Source organism: Halomonas sp. H33-56 (assembly GCF_040147035.1).
Taxonomy (GTDB): Bacteria; Pseudomonadota; Gammaproteobacteria; order Pseudomonadales; family Halomonadaceae; genus Halomonas; species Halomonas litopenaei.
This window is the reverse complement of record NZ_JAMSHP010000001.1, coordinates 2,907,856-2,931,529: the sequence shown is the minus strand read 5'-3', so window position 1 is coordinate 2,931,529 and position 23,674 is coordinate 2,907,856. Positions and strand designations below refer to the sequence as shown.

The following is a 23,674-nucleotide window of genomic DNA, read 5'->3' as shown; positions in this document are numbered from 1 at the left end:
CGGAGCCTGCAGGACCCAGGCGCTGTCCGAAAAGTCGACGAGCGCAGGCACTCGTCAGACTGGCCCTCGAGCCCGGCGGTTAGATCCCTGCGGTATCACGCAATAGCTTGTAGAGCCGCTTGGCGTTGGTGGGGGGCTTGTTCTGCTCGCGCTCCTTGCGGGCGTTGCGGATCAGCTGACGCAGCGCCTGGCGATCGGCCTGGGGATAGTCTTCGAGGAAGGGTTCGACGGCGTCATCACCTTCTTCGATCAGGCGATCACGCCACTTTTCCAGGCGCAGGAAGGCATGGTCGCGCTGGACCTGGGCCTTCTCGATGTCGTCGAAGACCGCCTGGATGGCCTCCAGGTCTTCCTTGCGCATCAGCTTGCCGACGTACTGCATATGGCGGCGTCTGGCCTCGCGGGCACGAATGCGGTCGGTCTCGTCGATGGCGCGAAGCAGATCGTCCGACAGCGGGAAGCGGGCGCGCTCCTCGGGCTTCATCGCGATGAAGCGCTCGCCCAGCGCCTGCAGCTCGTGCATCTCCCGCTTGAGCTGGGACTTGCTGGGGCGGTCGTCGGGGGAAAGGTCATCCTGGGTCATACCGGGTCCCTGGTGAAGGCATCGGGGAAAATCGAAAAGGCGGTGGTCGCGCCGGGCGCGACGTCCGCGAAAGTATACCAGCCTGTGGCGCCCGAGGCGCCGCAGGATGACAGTCTCAGCCGACCCCTATGGTCGGACAAGGAGTACAAGATGACACAGGCGTTTGATGCCAGAGCCCAGCAGGCGGTGCTGGAAAGTCGTGCCGAGACCGCGCTCGAGCTTGCTCGGCGACTGGGTGCGGATGCCTGCGAGGTCGGCGCCAGCGTCGATCAGGGCACCGGTGTAAGCGTGCGCGAGGGCGATGTGGAGTCGGTGGAGCTATCCCGCGATCAGGGCATCGCCGTCACCGTCTATCTGGGCAAGCGCAAGGGCAGCGCCTCGTCCACCGATGCCAGCGACGCCTCGATCAAGAGCGTGGTCGAGAAGGCCATCGCCATCGCCCGCTACACCGGCGAGGATCCTGCCTCCGGGCTTGCCGACGCCGAGCTGATGGCGACCGAGTTGCCGGATCTCGACGTCCATCACCCCTGGGCGCTGGACACGGACAAGGCGATAGAGCTGGCGCTTGCCTGCGAGGCGGCGGGCCTGGCCGAGCCGGGTATCCGCAGCTCCGACGGCGCCAGCCTGTCGAGCGGCGAGGGCGTTCGCGTCTACGCCAACAGCCATGGTTTTCTCGGCAGCCAGCGCGGCAGCCGTCACTCGCTTTCCTGCCTGCTGATCGCCGAGGACGCATCCGGCATGCAGCGGGACTACGACTACACCAGCGCCCGGGATCCACGGGCGCTGCGTGACCCGGCGGAGGTCGGCCGCAGCGCCGCCGAGCGTACGCTACAGCGCCTCGGGGGGCAGCGCCCCCAGACCGGGCGTTTTCCTGTGATGTTCGACCCGACCCTGGCAAGCGGCCTGATCGGCCACCTGATGTCGGCCCTGGCCGGCGGCGCCATCTACCGCGACGCCTCCTTCCTGTGTGGCCGCCTGGGTGAGACTCTGTTTCCCGAGTGGTTCAGCCTCGCCGAGCAGCCGATGCTGGTGGGTGGCATGGCCAGCAGTCCGTTCGACGGCGACGGCGTCCAGACCCGCAACAATCGCTTTATCGAGCAGGGGCGTCTGGCCAGCTACATGCTGTCGGCCTACAGCGCGCGTCGGCTCGGTATGCAGACCACCGCCAACGCCGGCGGGGCACGCAACCTGCGCCTCGAGGCGCCGCTGGAAAGCCGCGAGGCGCTGCTCTCGAAGATGGATCGGGGCGTACTGGTCACGGAGCTGATGGGGCAGGGCGTCAACGGCGTCACCGGTGACTATTCCCGCGGTGCGGCCGGTTTCTGGGTCGAGAACGGCCAGATTCAGCATCCCGTCGAGGAGTTCACCATCGCCGGCAACCTGGCAGGCATGTTCCAGGGTCTGGTGGGACTGGGGGATGATATCGATACCCGTGGCAGCATCCACAGCGGTAGCTGGTTGATCGATGAGATGACCATCGCCGGTAGCTGACAGTCTCTGGAAACGTCAATTCACTGCTTACTGAATAGTGAGACCTTCGGCGGCCCTCGGGGCCGCCGTTTTCATGCCGTTGAGTCCTTCGTGCCGCGAAGACGCTATGCTGAGCCAGAGGCAGGGCTCTGGCCGCCAGGGCTCGCGACCGACAATCGGGGTGCGGGGATGACAATGAAGCGGTTTTCCTGGCTGCTGCTGGCAATGGCAAGCGGCCTGGTCTCGAACGCAGTGGCAGCGACCGCAGAGGCCACCGAGCCATCCAGCTCGGACGGTGCGGTCAATCTGGATACCTATGTGCGGGCGCAGACCGACACCCACTTCCAGAACTATGCCGATGATGGCTATTTTGGCAGCCTGCGCCATGACCGCGCGCCGTTGCCGGTGGACGCCGAGGTGGTTCGGGTCAATCGGGATATCCTGCACAGCGTCGGCGTCTTTGATCTGGCCTCACCGGTGACCTTCACCGCCCCGGCCAGCGCCACCCGACTGCAGTCCATGCAGGTGGTCAACCAGGACCACTACACCCCGATGATGGCCTACGGCGGACGCGAGATCGTGCTGGATGAAGAGAGCGTCGGTTCGCGCTATGCCTTGGTCATGTTCCGTACCCAGGTGGACGCCGACTCGAGCGCGGACATCGCCGAAGCCAACGCGCTGCAGGATGCCATCGAGTGGTCCCAGGATGACGCGGGAGAGCTGTCATTGCCCGAGTGGGATATGGAGCGGCTGGGCGAGGTAAGAGAGGCGGTGCTTGGTCTGTCGCCCTTTATCTCCGGCAGCCACGGCATGTTTGGCGCCGAAGACAGCGTCGACCCGGTGCGGCATCTGTGGGGGACGGCCGCGGGTTGGCTGGGCCAGCCCATCGAGGACGCCTACTACGTCACCGTCAGCCCGCTTCACAATGATGGCGAGACGCCTCAGGTGCTGATTCTGCCGGTGGACGTGCCGGTTACCGGGTTCTGGTCGGTGACCGTCTACGATGCCAGAGGGCGTCTGATCGAGGGCGCCGAAGGGGCGCACTCCCTGACCAGTGTCGAGGCCGACGCCAACGAGGATGGTTCGGTAACCCTCCACTTTGGCGGCGACCCCCAGGCACCCAACCATCTGGCGATCGCCCCGGGATGGACGTATACCTTACGCTTCTACCGCCCGGCCGAAGCCCTGATCAAGGGCGATTGGCTGCCGCCGTCGCCGACCCCGGTGGGACTACCAGTGCCGGGCTCTGGCTAGATATAAAGCTCGGGCTGGATAGAAAAAGAGGAACGTCCATCCCTGTGGATGGACGCTGTCACCAACACCTGCTGCGCTTCTACCGCCCGGCCGAAGCCCTGATCAAGGGCGATTGGCTGCCACCTTCTCCCACCCCGGTGGAATTGCCGGTGCCGGGCTCGGGCTAGCCCTGAGACGCCTTGAGCGCCTGGTCCAGGTCCGCCATCAGGTCGTCGACATGCTCGATGCCGACAGACAGGCGCACCATGTCCGCGGTGACCCCGGCGGCGGCCAGTTCCTCGTCATTGAGCTGGCGATGGGTGGTCACCGCCGGAATCGCCGAGCAGGTCTTGGCGTCACCGATATTGACCAGTCGAAGGATCAGCCCGAGCGCGTCGTAGAAGCGCACCCCGGCGTCTCGTCCGCCCTTGATGCCGAAGCTCAAGATGCCGGAGGCCTGGCCGTTCATGTAGCGCTTGGCCAGCTCGTGGTCCTTGTGATGTGAAAGGCCAGCGTACTTGACCCAGGACACCGCCTCGTGGCCCTCGAGGTACTCGGCGATGGTCTGGGTGTTGGCACAGATGCGCTCGATACGCAGCGCCAGTGTCTCGAGACCCTGCAGCAGATTCCAGGCGGCCTGGGCGCTGAGGGCCGCCCCCATGTTGCGCAGTGGCACGACCCGGGCGCGGGCGATAAAGGCCGCGTCGCCGACGTCTCGGGTATAGCTGATGCCGTGATAGGAGGGGTCGGGCTCGTTGAGCAGCGCAAAGCGTTCGGCATGGCTGGCCCAGGGGAAGCGACCGGAATCGACGATCACGCCACCCACGGTGGTGCCGTGGCCACCGATATACTTGGTCGCGGAGTGCACCACGATATCGGCGCCGTGTTCGATCGGGCGCCACAGGAAGGGCGTGGCCACGGTGTTGTCGACGATCAGCGGGACACCGTTGTCGTGGGCCACCTGGGCGAGTGCGGCGATGTCCACCACACTGCCCGAAGGGTTGCCGATACTTTCGCAGAACACCGCCTTGGTACGCTCATCGATGCGATCGGCGATGCCGGCGAGGTCGTCCTTGTCGGCGAAGCGGACCTCGATGCCCTGGCGCGGCAGGGTGTGGGCAAAGAGGTTGTAGGTACCGCCGTAGAGTTCGCTGATCGAGACGATATTGTCGCCGCTTTCGGCAAGCGTCTGGATGGTATAGGTAATGGCGGCCATGCCGGAGGCCACCGCCAGGCCCGCGATACCACCTTCCAGGGCGGCCACGCGATTTTCCAGCACCGCGCAGGTGGGGTTCATGATGCGCGAATAGATGTTGCCCTCGACCTTGAGATCGAACAGGTCGGCGGCATGCTGGGCATCATCGAAGGAAAACGATGTGGTCTGGTGGATCGGGACCGCGACAGAGTGCTGGTCGTCAGGGGCGTAGCCGTGGTGCAGGGCGAGGGTTTCGCGTTTCATGGCAGTTCCTTTGATGGCGGTTCCTGGTCGGCCAGGGGAGCGCCTGATGGCGTCTTGAGGTCGGGTCTGTCAGCCTAAGCCGCGGCGGCCGAGGCCTCAATCAGCAAAAGGTGCTGGACCGGCAATGGGCCCGACCGGGGCGCACGATAAAGACACGACACGGGAGCGACAGCGTGGACACACCCTCCAGCGACGCAAGCGAGATCTCGGGCATCGACACCGTGGAGGCGGCGCGGCTCTTCGCCACGGCGGCTCACGGCGCCATCGGTCAGCGGCGCAAGTACCTGGACACCCCCTACATCGAGCATCCCGCCGCTGTGGCCGCGCTGGTCAGCCGCCACTGCCCCGGCGACCCCGCCATGGTTGCCGCCGCCTGGTTGCACGATGTGCTGGAGGACACCCAGGTGACGGCCCAGACACTGGGCGACAACTTCGGGGAAGAGGTGACCGCGCTGGTGTTGGCGCTAAGCGATCTCGAAGGGCCTGAGGTGGGCAACCGCGCCGTGCGCAAGCGCTTGGCGCTGGAGCGTCTGGCACAAGCCGGCGCCCGCGCCCAGACCATCAAGTACGCCGACCTGATCCACAACACCGGCTCTATCGTCGAGCATGACCCGGGATTTGCACGCCTCTATCTGAAGGAAAAGCGAGCCCTGCTCGAGGCCATGACCGAGGGGGAGGTCGGCCTTCGTCGCCTGGCCTGGGAGGTGCTTGAGCAGGCCGAGGCTCGTCTTCGACAGCGCCGACAACAGGGAGAGAGCCCCACCGGCAGGTGAGGCTCCCGGTTCCTCCTGCCCTTCAATCCGAGCCCTTTCGGACCGGCCTAGAATTGCAGACCCAGGGCCAGCCCTCCGAGTACGTAGCAGAACAGGGTGATCAGGGCGACGCCGATCACGTTGAGCACGATCCCGCCACGGGCCATCTGCGAGATGGTGACGGCGCCGGAGCCGAACACGATGGCGTTGGGCGGCGTGCCGACCGGCAGCATGAAGGCGCAGGTCGCGGCGAAGGCGGCAGGTATCAGCAGCGTCATGGCGTCGGCGCCAATGCCGACGGCGACCCCGCCCAGCACCGGGATGAAGGTCGCGGCGGTGGCAGTGTTGGAGGTGATCTCGGTAAGAAACAGCACGATGGTGGTCACCGCCACCACCAGCGCCACCATCGGCAGCGCTCCCAGCGCGCTGACCTGTTCGCCGAACCAGCCGTCGAGCCCTGACGCTGCCACCGCGCTGGCCAGCGACAGACCGCCGCCGAACAGCAGCAGTACGCCCCAGGGCAGGCCATCCTCGGCGTCCTGCCAGTCCAGCACCATGTCGCCCTTGGCGTTGCCCGGCAGGAAAAACAGCACGATACCGGCGCCGATGGCGATGGCGGTGTCATTCAAGGCGTCAAGGAACGAAAACCAGTCGCCAATCAGCGGCAGGCTGGCGATCAGCCCCGGCACCACCCACAGAAAGGCCGCACCGGCGAACACGAACATCACCATGCGCTCGCCCTGGCCGAGCGGTCCCAGGTGATCGAGCTGGTCTTCGATCATCGCCTTGCCGCCGGGAATCTCATCGAGCTTGAAGCGATAGAGCACCCGGGTCATGAGTACCCAGCCGATCAGGATAAAGGTCAGCGCCAGTGGCAGACCGACCATCATCCACTGCAGGAACCCGATGTCCCGGCCCAGTTCGTCGGCGGCGTAGCCGGCGACGATGGCGTTGGGGGGAGAGCCCAGCAGGGTGCCGAGCCCGCCCATGGACGCCGACCAGGCGATGGCCAGTACCAGGCAGACACCGAAGCTGCGGATGTTGTCATCCTTGATGATGTCCGAGACGCGGCCGCCCTTGTGCAGGTCTTCTCCGACCGCGTCACTGTCCTGTGAGCTCGAGCGTTCCACCACCAGGGTCAGCACCGACAGCGCAATCGGCAGCATCATCAGGGTGGTGGCGGTGTTGGACACCCACATGGACAGAAAACCGGTGGCCAGCATCATGCCGAGCACGATACGACGAGGTTCGACCCCGACGCGATGCAGGGTGGTCAGGGCGATACGCCGGTGCAGTTGCCACTTTTCCATGGCGATGGCGATCAGGAAGCCACCGAGAAATAGAAACACGATGGAGCTGGCGTAGGGAGCGGTGGCCTCGGACACCGAGCGTTCGGTCAGCATGGGAATCAACACGATGGGCAGCAGCGAGGTGACCGACAGCGGGATCGCCTCGGTCATCCACCAGATCGCCATCAGGGTGCCGATGGCGGCCACCCAGCGGGCATCTGGCGACATCGACTCGGCACCCCCAAGGGCCACCCAGACCATGGCCGCACCGGCCAGCCCGAAGGCCCGCAACGACCAGATCAGCCGAGGCGAGCGTCCGCCGCTGTCGCTGTCAACGTCCTGTTGTTGTGTAAGTGACTCTGCCATGGGGCCTCCCGCCGATCGCGAAGATGGATGTGACACTGCGGTGATGTACCGCCATCTCAGCGTAGACGAGGGCCAGGGACGCCGAGTTTGGGGGCCGACGTCGGGGAACAGGATGGAGCGAACCGGCACAGCCTGATCGGTCATTCGCTCGGGCGGGGACCAGGTGGCGAGAGGCGAGAGGCGAGAGGTGAGAGGTGAGAGACGAGAAGCGAGAGGCTGTCTGCGGACCTCAGACAACGGCGTCAGACGGGGCTTTTGGGGTGACGTCATCGAGCCGATGGTAACTGGCCAGCAGGCGGCGGCTGACGCGAACATTGTTGTGAAGCCGCTGTCTGTCGTCATTGGACGTCGACGCCTCGCCTTGGCGCTCGAGACAGGCTTCGGCCCGATCCAGCAGCTCGCCAAGCTGGGCGGGAGTAAAGTCGTGGCCCGATGATGTCCGTTGCGAGGCAGGCAGGGAGGCGTCCTGCGGCAGCAGTTCCACGATGCGGTGGTACTGGCTATGCAGCAGACGATGGAGGGCGCGGGCGAGGTCCTGTGACAGGTCGGCCTGAAGGCCTTCGGTAGCGACCTTGTCGTCAAGTTCCAGCAGTGCCGGTACACGGGGATCGACGTCGTGGATGGCGTGTTCGCCTTCGGGGTGCTTCAGCGTCAGCGGTATCAGCATGCGGTAGAGATGAAGGCGGTCGCGCTCCAGCGATTTGCGCGTGGCGTCGGCTTCCTGGCTCAGGCGGTTGAACTTGACCTGGGCGCCGAGGGCGTTGATCTGACTGACCGAACGGGAATAGCCGATCACCAGCGCGCTGACGAGACCCAACGAGAACAGCGATACCGCTGCACCTCCGTTGACGTCGTCGCGACTGTCCAGCAGCCAATAGCTCAGAGCGGCGCTGGCGATGACGATCACCAGTGCCACCCAGGTATTGGTGCGCGTTGATTCCTTCCTGCTGTGCATCCTTGCCCCCCGCCCCCAGCCACCTGGTGTGCCTTTCGTCGGGTACACCAGGAAAGGCTGGGTGCTGTCTGTCGCTCCCTGGTTCGCCACGCTGGGCGAACCTGACTGGGGCCAGCCTAGCAGCGGGTCAGCGTTGGCGAAACGCCTGTCGACTCAGTGGTCGATGTAGACATAGTGCTGCCAGCCGAGCATGCGCAACAGCACCTTGCGCATGATGGCGACGTGGTGGAAGTGCTCGGTGTAGACCGCTGCCTGGGCGCCGATGCCCAGCGGCATGTCCGGCATATCCTGGCCCGGGGCGAGCTTCAGGGTCACCAGCGCAGGGGCGTCGGTCCTGGCGAAGGCGTCGGCGCCCAGCAGTCGATCACCGGCGGCGACCTGGGACTCGGCGATGGCCGGCAGCACCTCGATGACTTCGGCGGCGAACACCTGGCCTGGCAGGGCGGTGAAGGTCAGTTCGGCCTCGTCGCCTGGCTGGATACGGTTGAGCGCCTGCTGGCGGAAGGCGCCGGTAAAGCGGCCGGGTTCGTCATGAACGAAGACCCCCAGTGGCTTCAGCGGCAGCGGTACCGCCATCATTCCCGGGCGCACCGCGAGCTGTGTCAGAAAGCCGTCAGTGGGTGCGCGGATGACCGTATTTTGCAGATCATATTGTGCCTCGGCCAGTTGGGCGCGCTTGGCGACGACCAACGGGTCCTCGTCATCGCCGTCGGGGCGCTGTTCGGCGCGGGCCCGCTCGAGGGCAGCCTCGGCCTGGGCGACACGTGCAGCCGCGGTCTGGGCGTTCTGGGAGGCTTCGTCGATCTGCTGACGGCTGAAGGCCGAGGAGGCGGCCTGATAACGTGCCAGGGTCCGACTGGCCTGATCTCTATCGGCCTGGGCCGCCACCAGGTTGGCCTCGGCCTCGGCAACGCCGGCGCTGCGACTGTCGGAATTGCGCAGGGCGTCTTCGAGCTCCGCCGTCAGCCGCTCTACCCGGGACTCGAACTGGGTGGCGTCCAGGATGAACAGCGGGGTACCGGCCTCGACCAGGGTGTTGGGGTCGACCTCGACGGAGCTGACCCGGGCCCGGACCTCGGATACCAGCGGCGTCACCGCGTAGGCCTGGCGAACCTGGCGGGTAAAGGGATGGTTGTAGTTCATCAGCAGCACCAGGGTCGCGACCACGATGATGCCGCCGAGTACCGCAGTGGGGACCGTCCACTTGTTGAGCGGGATGCGGAAGATCTTGAACACGGCGATACACAGCGCCGCATAGGTCAGCACGATAAGCAGATCCATCAGTCCTGACCTCCCTGGGTATTGCCGGACGTAGATTGGGCGCGAGCCGGTTGCTCTACCTGGAGCGACGGCGCTGAGGCCTCCTGGGCGTCGAGTCGCTGGCGCAGGTGGTCGAGTTCGAGGCGTAACTCGTCGATCTCGCTGCGCTCTCGCGCCTGTTCTTCCTCGATCTGCTTGAAGCCCCAGCCGCGATCCGGCCGATAGAGGGTGGCCCAGATCCACAGGAAGGGCCACAGCACATGCAGGGTGAACAGGCTGACCCAGCCGGCGACGTGGATCGCGTCCTGGTGCGGATGGTCGCGCTTCTTGGCGATACCGTAGGGGATGTCGTGGATGACGATGACACCGTAGAACAGGGTCAACACCACGAAGCACAGGATGCCGAGGGCAAAGTAGTTCAGCATGCAATGACCTTTTTTCGCGGACCTGCGCAACGTGCGAGGTCGATTTCAATCATGGAACATGCATGTAACGATAGCAGGATCGAGCCCTGACAAAGCCAACGGATGCTTAGGCGGCGTCAACGGGACGCACCCGTCCCAGTGCTGGATTCCACGCTAAGCGCCAGGTTTCGCCAGAGGCTCGTCTCGGGCAATTGCAGACACTATCGCGGGGGGAGTGTCACAACGGACTGTGCATTTTCTGGATAAGGGCTGAGCTTGCGCCGGGGCCAGCTGCGAACAAGGCTTTGAAGCAGGTCAGCATTCGTGACGACTTGCCTATGGATGTCGATGGGGCGGCAAGGTCCTGGCTTGGCAATAGAAAAAAACAATCAAAACTTAGTGTGTGATAGCTTTATGGTTGATAAATATGCCGTGACGGCCTCAGGTCTCTGTTCTAGCTTGAATGAGCACAATTCATTAATGACTATTGGTCGCGTTTGGCCAATGCGCATCGACAGGGACGATTACAGGGAATGAAAACCATACCTTTCGCAGTCACGGCGATTGCACTTGCCATTGGCGCCACTCCGGCAGTTGCTGCTGAAAACGCCGCATCGGAAAGCACGAAAGCCTTCAACCAGCAACTGCGAGACTACTTGCCCTTTGATGATGATACCGATTTCGAGAATGCCAGGCGTGGCTTGATTGCTACGCTGGACGAGAGTGTCATCAAGAAGCCGGACGGTTCGCCTGTCTATGACACGGCGCAATTTGACTTTGCCACGGGGGACTCTCCGGATACGGCAAATCCCAGTTTATGGCGGCAAAGTCAATTGAACGCAATAAATGGCTTGTTTGAAGTTGTTGAAGGGAAAATTTATCAGATACGAGGTTTTGACCTTGCCGTCATGACCTTCATCAGGGGGGATAATGGATGGATTGTCGTCGATCCCCTGACCGCCAATGAAACGGCTGCCGCCGGCCTGTCTTTGCTGCAAGAGCATGTGGAAGATATTCCCGTTACCGGCGTGATTATCACGCACAGTCATGTGGATCACTTCGGGGGTGTAAAAGGTATCCTGACCCAGGATGAAGTCGATGCAGGTGAGATTCCAATTGTGGCTCCTGAGAACTTCTTCGAAGAGTCTGTCAGTGAGAATCTGATCGCCGGCAATACGATGAGTCGTAGGGCCAGTTACATGTATGGCAACGTTATCGAGAAAGGGCCAGAAGGCTCACTTGGTTCTGGGCTTGGCACCACCACCGCAGCCGGTACTGTGACTATCGCTCAACCGACGATAACGATTGACGACACCCCGAAGACCGAGGTGATCGACGGTGTCGAGATCGAGTTTCTCAACACGCCAGGTGCAGAGGCACCGGCGGAGTTGATGTTTTATGTACCTGAGTTCAAGGCATTGATGCAGGCAGAGGAAATTAGCCACACCCTGCATAATCTGTATACCTTGAGAGGTGCAAAGGTACGAAGCGGTGATCTGTGGGCCAAGTATATTCACGATGTCATCAACCGGTATGGCGACGATGTAGAGGTCAGCCTGGGGAGCCACCACTGGCCCACCTGGGGTAACGAGAATGTCGTTGAATACTGGGAAAAGCAGCGTGATACTTACCGCTACTTGCACGACGAAGTGCTGCGTCTGGCCAACCATGGCGAGACAATGCTCGAGATAGCAGAACAGATCGAGCTGCCGGACTCGCTTGCTCAAGAGTTCTACAATCGTGGTTACTACGGTAGTGTCAGCCATAATGCCAAGGCGCAATATCAGCTGTACTTTGGGTGGTTCAGTGGTAATCCTTCCGAGTTGCATGAACTTCCTCCTGCAGAAGAAGGTGCAAAATTTGTCGAATACGTAGGTGGCGCGGAGCAAGTTCTCGAGAAGGCTCGTCAGGACGTGGATGAGGGGAACTATCGGTGGGCCGCGACGGCGTTGAATCATCTTGTCTTCGCGGAACCTGAGAACCAGGAGGCCAAAGACCTGCTGGCAGACGCTCTGACTCAGATGGGCTATCAAGCAGAGAGTGGTCCTTGGAGGAATTTCTATCTATCCGGGGCGAAGGAACTTCGTGAAGGCGTAGCCGAGGTGGCGACACCCGATACTGCCTCCCCAGATATGGTGAAAGGTCTACCGCTCGATATTTATCTGGATTATCTCGCTGTAAGACTTAACCATCCTGAGGCCGTCGGTAAGGACTTCGATATTAACTTTGAAATGCCCGACGTTGACGAGAAGTTCACCATCTCCATTTCCAATGGGGTAATGAACTACACGATTGGCGATTGGGCAGAAGATGCAGCGGCAACGGTGACAATCGATCGTGCCCAACTGGATAGTATCAACCTTGGTGAAACGACCATGGCGGATTCGATTGATGCGGGCGACGTGACCGTGGATGGTGATCAGCAGACTGTCGATCAATTTATCGGCCTGCTCGACAGCTTCGAATTCTGGTTCGATATCGTAACGCCCTGACCATCGCTTCAACCTTCGATGTAATGGCAAGAGCGCCCTGAACCGCCCCTCAAGTTTGGGGCGCTCTTTTTTGGGACCACTGTAAGGTCTCGAAGTATCGCGGGAAGAATATGCAGGGGAAGCCGGGATTGTTCGCCGTCGGTGGCGATGGCGTTCGGGCTTTTCCTGCAAAGCGCCATGAGATGATGGAGTGCTTACGAGCGCTGACCAGGCCTACCTGCAGCAATGCCATCACGCTCAAGAGGTGATAGGTAGGTGCTGGATCATTGCAGGGAAGACCCTGACGAGCCGTCATGTCAGGTGTCGCCAGGCATGATGAGACCATGCCAGGATTCTACCCTGAGCGAATGGCCTAGGCGTCTTGGGAAACTGACAGCTGTAGGAAAAAGCTGAGCGAGATCAAGATGGTGCGGATGGGGAGACTCGAACTCCCACGCGCTAAGGCACTAGAACCTAAATCTAGCGTGTCTACCAATTCCACCACATCCGCACGCGGGGTAGGCGGGGCATATTTTACGTTGCCGGCCTGGCAAGTCAAACACTTCCGTGAGGTGCGCTCGCTTCGATCGAGTCAGGGCCCCGCTATCCACCCGGACGCTGCGGGCGGCGCGGGAGCGGGGGTGATGCTGGTGAGGCGGGAGTTCGAGCTATGGCAGCGAAAGATGATCGGCGGCTTGATCGGCCAGTGCCCGATGGTCGCTGCCATCGAGGCGAGGAATGATGCCGAGGCAGGGCCCCGGCAGCCTGGCTTCCAGGTGATCGAGGTTGTCCCGGTAGAGGGTTTCATCTTCGGCGAAGCCGGGATCGACAAGGTTGCCGATCCAGCCGACGCAAGGGACGCCATCTGCCTTGAGGGCTTCGGCGGTCAGCAGGGCATGGTTCAGGCAGCCGAGTTTCAGTCCCACCACCAGGATCACCGGAAGCTGAAGGCGTGTGGCGAGCCCCGCCAGGTCCTCATGGTCGTTGAGCGGGACCCGATAACCGCCGGCTCCCTCGACCAGGATCAGATCACGGGGGAGCTCAAGGCTTCCCCCCAGCGTGTGGCAGAGCCTGTCGAGGGACAGGTCCACGCCGGCATAGCGAGCCGCCAGGTGTGGCGCGATGGGGGGCGCGAAGGCGAACGGATTGATGTCGTCATAGGGTACAGACGGCACGCTCTGGGCCTGCAGGGTCAGGGCGTCGATATTACGCAGTCCCTCGGCGGTGGACTCACACCCCGAGGCGATCGGTTTGAGGCCGAGGGTGGTCTGGCCCTGGCGGCGTGCCAGGGCCAGCAGGCCGGAGCTTGCCAGGGTCTTGCCGGCGTCGGTGTCGGTGCCGGTCACAAAGTAGCTTGGCATGGCGAGTGCGGGATCCTGTGCTGCAAGTTTGGTGGCGGTGAAACGACGATGGGGCACCTCACTCAGGGGCGCGGTGGTCAGGCGTCAGCGATCGAGAATCAACGTCAGCCGCTGGTAGGTCACCGGTAGTCCTTCGGGTCTGCGCAGGTATTCATAGCGGGCCCGCGCCTGTCTTATATCCTGACGGCTCAGCCGGGCGCCGGGACGGGCGACCTGGGCGCCGACGCCCTTGACCGAGGCCATCACGGCGTCCAGGTCCGGGTAGTAGAAGCGCTCGGCACGCTGCTCGAAGGCGGTGGCGGCCCAGCGGCGGGAAAGCACCGCGCGCCGGTGGTCGTCGAGGCTTGCGAAGTCCAGCACTCCACTGGCCTTGCCCGGTTGACGCCAGACCTGGCCGATCTCTGCCAGGGTGCCGGGCAGCAGGGTGTTGAGTACCGCCCGTCCCCCAGGCGCCAGGACGCGATGGAGTTCCGCCAGCACCTGCTCCAGGTCGGGACACCACTGGATGGCCAGATTGGATATCGCCAGGTCGAGACTGGCATCGGCCAGCGGCAGCGCCTGGGCGTCGGCGCAGACCCAGGCGCACGCCGTGGCGCGCGGATGAGGTGATGCCTCTTGTCGACGTGGCTCGGTGCCTCGGTCGTCCTGGGCTATTCGGTCCGGTGTCTGTTGGGTCGGTGTCTGCTGAACCAGTGTCTGGCGAGCCTGTGCCAGCATCGCCGCGGACAGATCCAGCCCCAGCACGCTGGCGTCGAGATAGCGCTCGGCCACCCTTCGGGTCAGGTCGCCGGGCCCGCAACCCAGATCGAGGATCCGCTCGGCGTGATCTGGCAGGTGGGGCCACAGCGTCTCGGCCATGGCCATCTGGGCGCGCGCCAGTTCTCGGTAGCGCGGGGCCGCCCGCGAGAACGCTCGGGCGACCCGTCGCTGCCAGTCACCGGGTGTGGCATCGGGCGCTGCGGAGACGCCCCTCTGGTCCGGCGCGGCCGTGGCCGTGTCGCTGGAGCGCGCGGGCTCGAGCTGGCGCTGCACTAGCGGAGCGTTCATGGCGTCACCTCGTCAAACCCCTGGACTTCGCGGTCGGCATCGGTTGCGTCGCGGTCTGCATCATCGTCTTCGCGGTCACCATAGTGAGGCCCGCGGCGGCTGGTGGGTGCCTTTCCTCCATCTAGCATGCGCAAGGCGTGGCGCTGAATCGCCTCGGCCAGACGGGCCGGCTGGCTCAGCATCGGGCAGTGCCCGGCGCCTTCGATACGCTCGTCCATGGCCGCGCGTACGGCAGGGGCCAGCAGGGGGTCCGTGGCACCGCACAGGGACGTGATGGGGACGGGAGTTGCATTATCCGGCGCTTGGCTTGAGACATGGCCTGGCATGCCGCCAAGCAGGTCACCGATATCGACGCTTGCCAGGGTGGCGAGGCCCTGCTCCAGGGTGGTGTGGTCGGCGCCGATGTCAGGCGTCAGCAGGCTGCGCAGCCGGCGCAGGGCGTCACGGGGCGAGGGCTCGCCGGACAGCTGCCAGCGCAGGAAATGCTCTCTGGCCCTGGTCGGGTCGCGGCGGAAGGCGGCGCGAAAATCAGCCAGCGCGGACGTTGTCACCCCGTTCGGGTGACAGAAGGTCGGGCCCATGCCGAGCAGCACCAGGCCATCGGGGGCGGGCAGGTGCCGGGTCAGCGCGGCGGCCTGCAACGCACCGAGCGACCAGCCCACCCAGATGACCGGCTCGCCGTCGCGGGACGACAGGGACGGCCCCATGGCCTTCGCCAGCGTCTGAATGCCAGAGGACGGGTGTGCCTGCTGCTGGAAAAGCCCCGTGTCTGCGTCTGAGGCGTCTGCGTCCGAGACACCTGCGTCTGCAAGCGTGGGCCTGCCGCCTATCCCAGGCCAGTCGATGGCCTCCACCGTCACCGAGGTTCCCCAATGGCTCGCCAGCGGTGACCAGATTCTGGCGTCGATGGCCCAACCGGACAGCAGAACCAGCCGGATCATCGGGATACCCCTGCGCAGGTGGCCGACTCCTGCTTCTGGCAGGTCAAGAGCGCCTCGAGCAGACGGTCGATGTCGTGGTCGTCATGGGCGGCGCTCAGGGTGACACGCAGCCTTGAGGCGCCGGCGGGGACCGTCGGCGGGCGAATGGCGCCCACCCGAATGCCGGCGTCCTCGAGGGTACTGGCCCAGTCCAGGGTGCGCTGCTCATCACCGAGCAGGATCGGCTGGATGGGGGTGGCCGACGCCATCAGCGGCAGCTTCAGGCTGGCGGCTTCGCGTCGGAATCGCGCGATCAGCCCATCGAGATGGCGGCGACGCTCGGGTTCGCTGGCCAGTATCTCGAGAGACTGTAGCGTCGCCGCCGCCACCGGCGGGGGCAGGGCGGTGGTGTAGATGTAAGGGCGGGCGAACTGGATCAGATGCTCGATCAGGGCGTCATCGCCGGCGACGAAGGCACCGGCGGTGCCGAGCGCCTTGCCCAGGGTGCCGACCAGCACGGGGACCTGCTCGCAGCCCAGCCGTCGCCCGACGCTACCGTCGCCGTTTTCGCCCAGCACGCCGATGCCGTGAGCATCGTCGATCATCAGCCAGCCGCCGTGGCGCCGGCTGAGTTCGGCCAGGCCGTCGACGTCGGCGCAGTCCCCGTCCATGCTGAAGACCCCGTCGCTGATGACCAGGCGGCGGCTGGCGTCCGGCACCCGATCCAGCAGGCGCGCCAGGTCATCAAGGTCCTTGTGGTGATAGCGCCGTGAGCGGGCGCCGGACAGCCGGGCACCGTCGATCAGGGAGGCGTGATTCAGCCGGTCCTGCAGAAGATGCACGCCGCTGTCACAGAGCGCCTGTATCACCCCCAGGTTGGCCATGTAGCCGGTGGAGAACAGCAGCGCCCGGGGGCGTCCGGTGAGGCGTGCCAGGGCTTCTTCGAGTGCCTCGTGTACCGTGCTGTGTCCGGTGACCAGATGTGAGGCACGGGCCCCGGTGCCGAAGCGCCGCGCACCATCGGCGGCGGCCTCGGCCAGACGCCGGTCAGCGGCCAGGCCGAGATAGTCATTGCCGGCCATGTCGAGTCGCTGCGCGTCCTGCCGATGGACACGGCGCTGGCGCCAGCGATGCGCCTCGTGGCGTGCCTGGGCACTCTGGCGCAGGTGGGAATGCCAGTCTGCGCTCATGGGGTGGGCTCCCGGCGGGGACGCACCTCACTAGCGCAGGGCTGGCAGCGGGCGCACATGGGGCTAGACCGCAGCGTCATAGAACTGGGCGCTGCTGGCTTCCCTGGCCTGGCGCTCGATCTGCCGGGCCAGGACCTGTTCGCGTTCGTCGTCACTGGCACAGGTGTCGCGACGTTCCGGATGCAGGCCAAGCTTGTCGAACAGCGCGCGGTCGCGCTCGACCTGTGGGTTGCCGGTGGTCAGCAGGGTGTCGCCGTAGAAGATCGAGTTGGCGCCGGCCATGAAGGCCAGTGCCTGGGTCGACTCGTCCATTTGCTCCCGCCCGGCGGACAGTCGCACGTGGCTCTTCGGCATCATGATGCGGGCCACCGCGATGGCGCGCAGGTGCTCGATGGGGTCGAGGTCCTCGACGTCCTCCAGGGGCGTGCCGGGGACCTTGACCAGCATGTTGATCGGTACCGACTCCGGGTGCGGTGACAGGTTGGCCAACTGCCTGAGCAGCCCCGCGCGATCACGGGCGGTCTCGCCCATGCCGAGGATGCCGCCGGAGCAGATCTTCATGCCGGCCTGGCGCACATTGCCCAGGGTGTCGAGGCGATCGGCGTAGCTGCGCGTGGTAATGATCTCGCCGTAGTACTCAGGCGAGGTATCCAGATTGTGGTTGTAGTAGTCGAGGCCGGCGTCGGCCAGCTGGTGGGCCTGGGCTTCGTCGACCATGCCGAGGGTCATGCAGGTCTCGAGCCCCAGCGCCTTGACCCTTTTCACCATTTCGATGACCACCTCGAGATCCCGCTGGCGCGGGCTGCGCCAGGCGGCGCCCATGCAGAAACGGCTGGCACCGGCATCGAGTGCGGACTTCGCCTGCTCCACCACCTTTTCGATCTCGAGCAGCTTCTCCTTGTCCAGGCCGGTGTTGTAGTGGCCAGACTGAGGACAGTACTTGCAGTCCTCGGGGCAGGCGCCGGTCTTGATCGACAACAGGGTCGAGACCTGAACGGCGTTGGCATCGAAGTGCTGGCGGTGGACGCACTGGGCCTTGAACAGCAGATCATTGAAGGGCAGGGCGAACAGCGCTTCGATCTCATCGAGCGTCCAGTCGTGACGGGGGGCTGCATCGGCGGCTAGGGTGGAAACTGTGGACGTCGAGTCGGCAGACATGGGTGTCTCGCTATGGTCAACTTTTTAAAATCGGATTGGTTGACGACAAGGATAAGTGGTGTGGCGAAGCTGTCAACCTGCGTGATCGGCAAGGTTGACCATGGCGTGGCGAAACTGATGGCGGATCGCTGCCTGTTCTGCCTGGCGACCCTGGCGCCAGGGCCAGGGCCAGGGCCAGGGCCAGGGCCAGGGCCAGGGTCAGGGTCAAGATCGGGGCTCGCGGTGATTGCTGCGCCGGGTCCTGTGACCGTCCTGCTGTGTGATCCCTGCCGCCGAGGGCTTGAACTCAATCGTTGTCCCTGCGAGGGCTGTGGCGAACCCTTGCCCGAGCACCGCTGGCGGCGTCCGGCGGGTGAACGCCTGTGCGGTCGCTGTCTGGTGGAGCCCTTCAGCTTCCATGAGGTGCGGACGCCGCTGATCTACCGCGATGAGATCAGGCGTCTCGTCCAGCGCTTCAAGGCCGAGGCCCATCTGCCTAGCGCCCAGTTGCTGGTCGCACTGTTTCTGGAGGAATCCCTCGTGGGCGAGAATGGCGTGCCTGACGCTCTGGTCGGGGTGCCGCGTCATCCCGCCAGGGCCAGGCGCTTTGGCTTCGATCAGGGCCAGTGGCTGGCCTGCGAGCTGGGTCGCCGGCTCGGCGTGCCGGTGAGGCGGGCCTGGCGGCGTCGCGATGATCGCCCCCAGCATGAGCTCGGTTCGCGGGCCCGCCGTCGCATCGCGTCGGGCATGTTTGGTATCGCGTCAGGGCTGCCTCGGCACGTGGCGCTGGTCGATGACGTCATGACCACCGGGGCCACCCTTGAGCGGCTGGCGCAGGCCTGTCGCCGCGCGGGCGCGCGCCGGGTAGATGCCTGGGCGCTGGCGAGGACGCCGCCACCCTGGCTCTGTTAAGCTCGGCGCCTCTCGCCTCGTTAGATATTTGTGCTTTTACCCGGAGCCCCCATGACCACGACCCCCACGCCCTTCAGTGAACTTTCTCCGCAGCGCGTGGTGGAGGCGATCGAGTCACTGGGCTTGTGGCTGCCCGGCGAGCCCTTTGCGCTCAACAGCTACGAGAACCGCGTCTATCTGGTGCAGGACGATGACCGCAAGCGTTGGGTGGCCAAGTTCTACCGCCCTGATCGGTTGAGCGATGAGGCCATCGGCGAGGAGCACGCCTTCCTGCGTGAGCTCGACGATGCCGGGGTAGCGGTGGCGGCCCCCTGGCGCAACGACGCCGGCGAGAGTCTGCACCGGGCGGGGGGCTACCGCGTGGCGCTGTTTCCCCACCTGCCCGGCCAAGCGCCCGAGCTCGAGAACCCCGACCATCTGTTCGCCCTGGGTGAGCTGATAGGACGCGTGCACGAGGTGGGCCGGCGCGGCGAGTTCGCCCATCGCTGTCGGCAGGAGCCCCGCGCCATGGCCGAGCAGGCCCGTCGCACGGTACTCGAGAGTCCCTGGCTGAGCGAGCGTCAGCGCAAGGCCTACGAGCGAGTCTCGCAGCAGTTGATCGAGGCGCTGGCACCACCCGCGGGTGTCAGCGCACCCATGCAGAGGGTTCACGGCGACTGCCACATCGGCAATATGCTGGGGCGGGAGGATCGCTTTGCGCTGGTCGATTTCGACGACGCGATGATGGCGCCGGCGGTACAGGACCTGTGGATGCTGTTCACCGCCCAGGGGCCGGAGGAAAGGGCGATGCAGCTATCGGAGGTGATCGAGGGCTACGAGCAGGTGATCGATTTCGATCGCCAGCAGCTCGCCCTGATCGAACCGCTTCGCGCCTTGAGGTTGATGCGCCATAGCGCCTGGGTGGTGGCGCGCTGGGACGATCCGGCCTTTCCCCGGGCGTTTCCCTGGGTCGCCGACGCCGGCTACTGGGACGAGCACATCCGCCAGCTGGAGCATCAACGCCTGGCCCTGGCGGATTCCGAGCGCTGGCTGGCGGGTGGCTGACAGATGGGGTCTGGCGGACGCCGTGTGCTGTCCGCCATAGGTGCCGCTACTCGGACGGCGTGGTCTGGCTCGACGGGGTGGCCTGCTTGGCTTCGTTGTCGGCGTCTTCGCCACGACGTTCGGCGTTAAGCTGCGCAGACGGGTTGGGCATCTGCTCGATGGCCAGCGGTTCGGTCAGTTCCAGCTGAAACACGCGGTCGGCGTCCAGGCGGCAGCCGCCGTCATCGCAGGCGGCGATGCCGAACTGGCCATCCTCGTCATAGGCGCCGGCGATGAGTTCGCCGGAGTAGATGTGGCTTTCGCCGCCATCGGTCTCGACGCAGGTGAGGGCCTCGGTGGTGATGCGCAGGCGTTGGCCATCGCGCTTGGCGTCGCCGACCAGCACGCAGTAGTGGGGCAGGTCGGTGCGTCCCTCGGCATCGGCGGCGGGCTTGAGCATGACATCATCGAGCCGCTGTCCGGCGGAGTCGAGGTCGATGCCTTCGATAATGCTGACGTCGATGCGTGCCTGGGCGGGTAGCTCCAGGCTGTCCGCCATAGCGGGCGTCATGCTGGTCAGGGCGCTGAAGGTCAGAATGGCGACGAGGGGCGTGCTGGGCCGGGCAAGCAGGCGGCGAAGGGCAGGCATTGGCGATTCTCGCGATATGGCTGGCGAAATGCGGGCAACAGGACGGGTAGCTGCATGGAGGCATGCCACCGACAGTGTCGCCTGGCACATGGACAACCTGATGACGATAGCACAGGGCTGTCGGGTGGACAGCTATCGCTCTCGTTGCGCGACACTCTGTCACGTACCTCGTCGCGACGGCGGCGGCAATCTCCTCAATCGGCCTTGGCAACGGGCTTTTGCCGCGGGCTGTGGCAAGATCGGGCGTCGCGCCGATTTCTCGCCAATGATGGGGGGGTGACGGTGGGCAAAAACGCCAGGCGAACTGCGGAAGGCGACACGCTGCGGTAGACTATCGCTCACGCAATGCAAAAGCTATACTTCAAAAATTCTTTGTACAGGTTTTGTGGAGCCAGGCGGGCCGCCTGGTGTTCGCCCGAGCCGACGACTCCCCTGAAGGGCTGGATCATGACTGACGAACTCGCCAATCACTATCGACACATCATTGAGGAACTGGGCGAAGACCCGGAGCGAGAAGGGTTGGTGGATACGCCCAAGCGTGCTGCCAAGGCCATGCAGTTTCTCAACCGCGGCTACACCCAGTCGCTGGAAGAGATCGTCAATGGTGCGGTGTTTTCGTCCGAGACCGACGAGATGGTGCTGGTCAAGGACATCGAGCTGTACTCCATGTGCGAGCATCACCTGCTGCCCTTCATCGGCAAGTGTCATATCGCCTATCTACCCAACGGCAAGGTGCTGGGACTGTCCAAGTTTGCCCGGATCGTCGACATGTACGCCCGCCGCATGCAGATCCAGGAGAATCTGACCCGTCAGATCGCCGATGCCGTGCTGCAGGTCACCGATGCCCGGGGCGTGGCCGTGGTGGTGGAGGCGCGACACCTGTGCATGATGATGCGAGGGGTCGAAAAGCAGAATTCCAGCATGACGTCCTCGGTGATGCTGGGGGCCTTCCGCGAGAAGCCGAGCACCCGTCAGGAGTTCCTGACGTTGGTCAACAGCCGCTGAGGAGCCGGTTCTACGGCCGCCGCACGAAGCGCTGAAGCCGATGCTTTTCGTTTACCGCTTTCAAGCATGACGCACGGGAGGGGCCATGTCCCTGCATGTACTGGGTGACCAGCACCTGGATCACGACCTTGCCACCATCCGCATCAAGAACCTGCGGTTGAGGACCTTCATCGGCATCAAGGAGGAGGAGATCCTCAATCGCCAGGACGTGGTGATCAATGCGGTGATCCGCTACCGCGCCGACAAGGCGGTGGCGTTCAATCATATCGAACAGGCGCTCAACTACCGCACCATCACCAAGCAGGTGATCGCGCTGGTGGAGGAGAACCGCTTTCAGCTGCTGGAGCGGATGACCCGCGAAGTGCTGGACCTGATCATGAGTCACGAGCAGGTGCTGACCACCCAGGTGGAGATCGACAAGCCCCATGCGCTGCGCTTTGCCGACTCGGTATCGATCACGCTGTCGGCCTCGAGGGCGCCGCGGGATCAGGATTCGGTGAGTTGAGGCGACGGCTTCGAGTTGGCGATCGGCCAGCGGAACGCTTAGCATGAAAGCTATATGGTCGTCGCGCAGTCGCTGAAGCGTCGTCGCCAGTCAATGCAGTTTTCCGTCAAGCCCGAGCCAGGAGCCTTCATGAAAGCCCTTAACGACATGCCGCTGTTTCGCCCCTTTGCCTATATCGACGGAAGCTGGGTGGCGGCCGACAGCGGGGAGCAGATCGACATCGTCAATCCGGCCAGTGGCGAGACCATCGCCCAGGTGCCTCGTCTGGGTCGCGCCGAGACCGAGGCGGCGATCGACGCGGCCGACGCCGCCCTGCCGGCCTGGCGCGCGCTGACGGCCCAGGAGCGGGCAGACATCCTGATGAAGTGGTACGAGCTGATGCTCGAACATCAGGACGAGCTGGCCACCATCATGACCCTCGAACAGGGCAAGCCGCTCAAGGAAGCCGCCGGCGAGATCGTCTACGCCGCCAGTTTCCTGCGCTGGTTCGCCGAGGAAGGACGCCGGGTCTACGGTGAGACCATTCCGGCGGCCAAGGCCAACCAGCGTATCGTGGTGACCAAGCAGCCGGTGGGTGTCTGCGGCGCCATCACGCCCTGGAACTTCCCCGCCGCCATGATCACCCGCAAGGCTGGCGCGGCCCTGGCGGCAGGCTGCACCATCGTGGTCAAGCCGGCCAGTCAGACCCCGCTGTCGGCCACCGCGCTTGCGCTGCTTGCCGAGCGCGCCGGGGTACCGCGTGGGGTGTTCAACGTGGTGCCGGGGTCGGCCAGCGAGATCGCCGCGGCCCTGACCGAATCGCCGGTGGTGCGCAAGATCACCTTCACCGGTTCCACCGAGGTGGGGCGTACCCTGATGTCCCAGGCGGCCCAGCATATCCAGAAGATCTCGCTGGAGCTTGGCGGCAACGCACCGTTCATCGTGTTCGAGGACGCCGATCTGGACGCGGCGGTGGACGGCGCCATGGCTGCCAAGTTCCGCAATGCCGGCCAGACCTGCGTGTGTACCAATCGCTTCCTGGTGCAGTCCAGCGTCATCAACGCCTTCAGCGAGAAGCTGGCGGTGGCCATGAACAGCGAACTGACGGTCGGCGACGGCACCACCGAGGGTGTCAACATCGGACCGCTGATCGACGACAAGGCGGTGGGCAAGGTCAACGAGCATGTCCAGGACGCGGTGGACAAGGGTGCCGAGCTGTGGATCGGTGGCCATCCCCATCCGCTGGGTGGCAACTACTTCACGCCGACCCTGGTCAGCGGTGCCACCAGCGAGATGAAGGTGGCCCGGGAAGAAACCTTCGGTCCGCTGGCGGCGGTATTCCCGTTCGATGATGAGGAAGATGCCATCGAACTGGCCAACGACACCGAGTTCGGTCTGGCGGCCTACTTCTACTCGAAGGACCTGGGCCGGGTGTGGCGAGTGGCCGACGCCCTCGAGTACGGCATGGTCGGCATCAATACCGGCCTGATCTCCAACGCCGCGGCGCCCTTCGGTGGGGTCAAGGCCTCCGGCCTCGGTCGCGAAGGCGGGCACCAGGGCCTGGCCGAGTTCCTCGAGACCAAGTACCTGTGCATCGACCTCGGCGAGTAAGCCTCAGACTGCCGCCATCCTGCAGGTGGCGGCAGCGCGCTCAGCGATAGCACACACACAAGGGCCCCGACGCATGCGTCGGGGGCCTTGTCG

At 64.4% G+C, this 23,674-nt stretch carries 22 protein-coding genes and 1 tRNA gene; 10 read left to right on the top strand and 13 right to left on the bottom strand.

Annotated features, from left to right (window positions below; genetic code table 11):
- Positions 1-79 precede the first annotated feature (79 nt).
- Complete coding sequence (yjgA, locus tag NFH98_RS12505) at positions 80-583, bottom strand: ribosome biogenesis factor YjgA (protein ID WP_045993059.1); 504 nt, start codon at positions 581-583, stop codon at positions 80-82.
- 150 nt (positions 584-733) lie between these two features.
- Between yjgA and pmbA the strand changes: the two genes are divergently transcribed.
- From pmbA to NFH98_RS12490, 3 genes are all read left to right on the top strand, one after another.
- Complete coding sequence (pmbA, locus tag NFH98_RS12500) at positions 734-2,074, top strand: metalloprotease PmbA (RefSeq protein WP_045993060.1); 1,341 nt, start codon at positions 734-736, stop codon at positions 2,072-2,074.
- A gap of 174 nt (positions 2,075-2,248) precedes the next feature.
- The gene (locus NFH98_RS12495) at positions 2,249-3,307 is read left to right on the top strand and encodes a DUF1214 domain-containing protein (RefSeq protein ID WP_222516606.1); all 1,059 of its coding nucleotides are present in this window, start codon (positions 2,249-2,251) and stop codon (positions 3,305-3,307) included.
- A gap of 44 nt (positions 3,308-3,351) precedes the next feature.
- Positions 3,352-3,474 carry a hypothetical protein gene (locus tag NFH98_RS12490; protein WP_261395434.1) on the top strand — a complete coding sequence of 41 codons (123 nt, stop codon included), beginning with the start codon at positions 3,352-3,354 and terminating at the stop codon, positions 3,472-3,474.
- Here the strand turns inward: NFH98_RS12490 and NFH98_RS12485 are convergent.
- Entirely contained in the window at positions 3,471-4,745 is a 1,275-nt protein-coding gene (locus NFH98_RS12485) for an O-acetylhomoserine aminocarboxypropyltransferase/cysteine synthase family protein (RefSeq protein WP_108132884.1), read from the bottom strand. The two genes, NFH98_RS12490 and NFH98_RS12485, sit on opposite strands and share 4 nt — an antisense overlap.
- A 173-nt stretch (positions 4,746-4,918) precedes the next feature.
- Between NFH98_RS12485 and NFH98_RS12480 the strand changes: the two genes are divergently transcribed.
- Positions 4,919-5,518: an HD domain-containing protein gene (locus tag NFH98_RS12480; RefSeq protein ID WP_231498651.1), complete on the top strand. Its 600-nt coding sequence runs from the start codon at positions 4,919-4,921 to the stop codon at positions 5,516-5,518.
- Between the two features lie 47 nt (positions 5,519-5,565).
- Here NFH98_RS12480 and NFH98_RS12475 read toward each other — a convergent pair whose 3' ends face one another.
- The 4 genes from NFH98_RS12475 to NFH98_RS12460 all read right to left on the bottom strand — a co-directional run bounded on the left by NFH98_RS12475 (position 5,566) and on the right by NFH98_RS12460 (position 9,792).
- Positions 5,566-7,152, bottom strand: a complete 1,587-nt coding sequence (locus NFH98_RS12475) for an SLC13 family permease (protein ID WP_249742712.1) — start codon at positions 7,150-7,152, stop codon at positions 5,566-5,568.
- Positions 7,153-7,381: 229 nt separating this feature from the next.
- Positions 7,382-8,107: a hypothetical protein gene (locus tag NFH98_RS12470; RefSeq protein WP_349622790.1), complete on the bottom strand. Its 726-nt coding sequence runs from the start codon at positions 8,105-8,107 to the stop codon at positions 7,382-7,384.
- 153 nt (positions 8,108-8,260) lie between these two features.
- A complete protein-coding gene (locus tag NFH98_RS12465; protein WP_108132881.1) occupies positions 8,261-9,388 on the bottom strand; it encodes an HlyD family secretion protein in 1,128 nt (375 codons plus the stop codon).
- Positions 9,388-9,792 carry a DUF3302 domain-containing protein gene (locus tag NFH98_RS12460; RefSeq protein ID WP_349622789.1) on the bottom strand — a complete coding sequence of 135 codons (405 nt, stop codon included), beginning with the start codon at positions 9,790-9,792 and terminating at the stop codon, positions 9,388-9,390. The genes NFH98_RS12465 and NFH98_RS12460 overlap by 1 nt, the downstream gene beginning before the upstream one ends.
- Positions 9,793-10,304: 512 nt before the next feature.
- On the opposite strand from NFH98_RS12460, the gene NFH98_RS12455 reads away from it, so the two are divergent.
- A complete protein-coding gene (locus tag NFH98_RS12455) occupies positions 10,305-12,263 on the top strand; it encodes an alkyl/aryl-sulfatase (protein WP_349622788.1) in 1,959 nt (652 codons plus the stop codon).
- 405 nt (positions 12,264-12,668) lie between these two features.
- Here NFH98_RS12455 and NFH98_RS12450 read toward each other — a convergent pair.
- The 6 genes from NFH98_RS12450 to bioB all read right to left on the bottom strand — a co-directional run bounded on the left by NFH98_RS12450 (position 12,669) and on the right by bioB (position 17,918).
- Positions 12,669-12,753, bottom strand: a tRNA-Leu gene (locus NFH98_RS12450).
- Between the two features lie 157 nt (positions 12,754-12,910).
- Complete coding sequence (bioD, locus tag NFH98_RS12445) at positions 12,911-13,603, bottom strand: dethiobiotin synthase (protein WP_213227240.1); 693 nt, start codon at positions 13,601-13,603, stop codon at positions 12,911-12,913.
- An 84-nt stretch (positions 13,604-13,687) separates the two neighbouring features.
- Positions 13,688-14,650: a methyltransferase domain-containing protein gene (locus tag NFH98_RS12440; protein ID WP_349622787.1), complete on the bottom strand. Its 963-nt coding sequence runs from the start codon at positions 14,648-14,650 to the stop codon at positions 13,688-13,690.
- Positions 14,647-15,591 (bottom strand): alpha/beta fold hydrolase, encoded by a 945-nt coding sequence (locus NFH98_RS12435; RefSeq protein ID WP_349622786.1) that lies wholly within the window; start codon positions 15,589-15,591, stop codon positions 14,647-14,649. Before NFH98_RS12435 ends, NFH98_RS12440 begins: the two co-directional genes overlap by 4 nt.
- Positions 15,588-16,760 (bottom strand): 8-amino-7-oxononanoate synthase, encoded by a 1,173-nt coding sequence (gene bioF, locus NFH98_RS12430; protein ID WP_349622785.1) that lies wholly within the window; start codon positions 16,758-16,760, stop codon positions 15,588-15,590. Before bioF ends, NFH98_RS12435 begins: the two co-directional genes overlap by 4 nt.
- Positions 16,761-16,823: 63 nt before the next feature.
- Positions 16,824-17,918, bottom strand: coding sequence for a biotin synthase BioB (gene bioB, locus NFH98_RS12425; RefSeq protein WP_349622784.1), 1,095 nt, complete (start codon positions 17,916-17,918; stop codon positions 16,824-16,826).
- A 60-nt stretch (positions 17,919-17,978) separates the two neighbouring features.
- On the opposite strand from bioB, the gene NFH98_RS12420 reads away from it, so the two are divergent.
- A complete protein-coding gene (locus NFH98_RS12420) occupies positions 17,979-18,809 on the top strand; it encodes a ComF family protein (protein WP_349622783.1) in 831 nt (276 codons plus the stop codon).
- 51 nt (positions 18,810-18,860) lie between these two features.
- On the top strand, positions 18,861-19,853 hold the full coding sequence (locus NFH98_RS12415; protein WP_349622782.1) for a serine/threonine protein kinase: 993 nt from the start codon (positions 18,861-18,863) through the stop codon (positions 19,851-19,853).
- Between the two features lie 46 nt (positions 19,854-19,899).
- Here the strand turns inward: NFH98_RS12415 and NFH98_RS12410 are convergent, their stop codons facing one another.
- A complete protein-coding gene (locus NFH98_RS12410) occupies positions 19,900-20,481 on the bottom strand; it encodes a TraB/TrbI/VirB10 family type IV secretion system protein (protein ID WP_052704452.1) in 582 nt (193 codons plus the stop codon).
- Positions 20,482-20,928: 447 nt separating this feature from the next.
- Here NFH98_RS12410 and folE point away from each other — a divergent pair, with 447 nt between their 5' ends.
- The 3 genes from folE (at position 20,929) to NFH98_RS12395 (ending at position 23,581) form a co-directional block, all read left to right on the top strand.
- The gene (gene folE, locus NFH98_RS12405; protein ID WP_045993969.1) at positions 20,929-21,486 is read left to right on the top strand and encodes a GTP cyclohydrolase I FolE; all 558 of its coding nucleotides are present in this window, start codon (positions 20,929-20,931) and stop codon (positions 21,484-21,486) included.
- Positions 21,487-21,571: 85 nt separating this feature from the next.
- Positions 21,572-21,991 (top strand): dihydroneopterin triphosphate 2'-epimerase, encoded by a 420-nt coding sequence (folX, locus tag NFH98_RS12400; protein WP_045993970.1) that lies wholly within the window; start codon positions 21,572-21,574, stop codon positions 21,989-21,991.
- A gap of 129 nt (positions 21,992-22,120) precedes the next feature.
- Positions 22,121-23,581 carry an NAD-dependent succinate-semialdehyde dehydrogenase gene (locus tag NFH98_RS12395; RefSeq protein ID WP_045993971.1) on the top strand — a complete coding sequence of 487 codons (1,461 nt, stop codon included), beginning with the start codon at positions 22,121-22,123 and terminating at the stop codon, positions 23,579-23,581.
- The last annotated feature ends 93 nt before the right edge of the window (positions 23,582-23,674 follow it).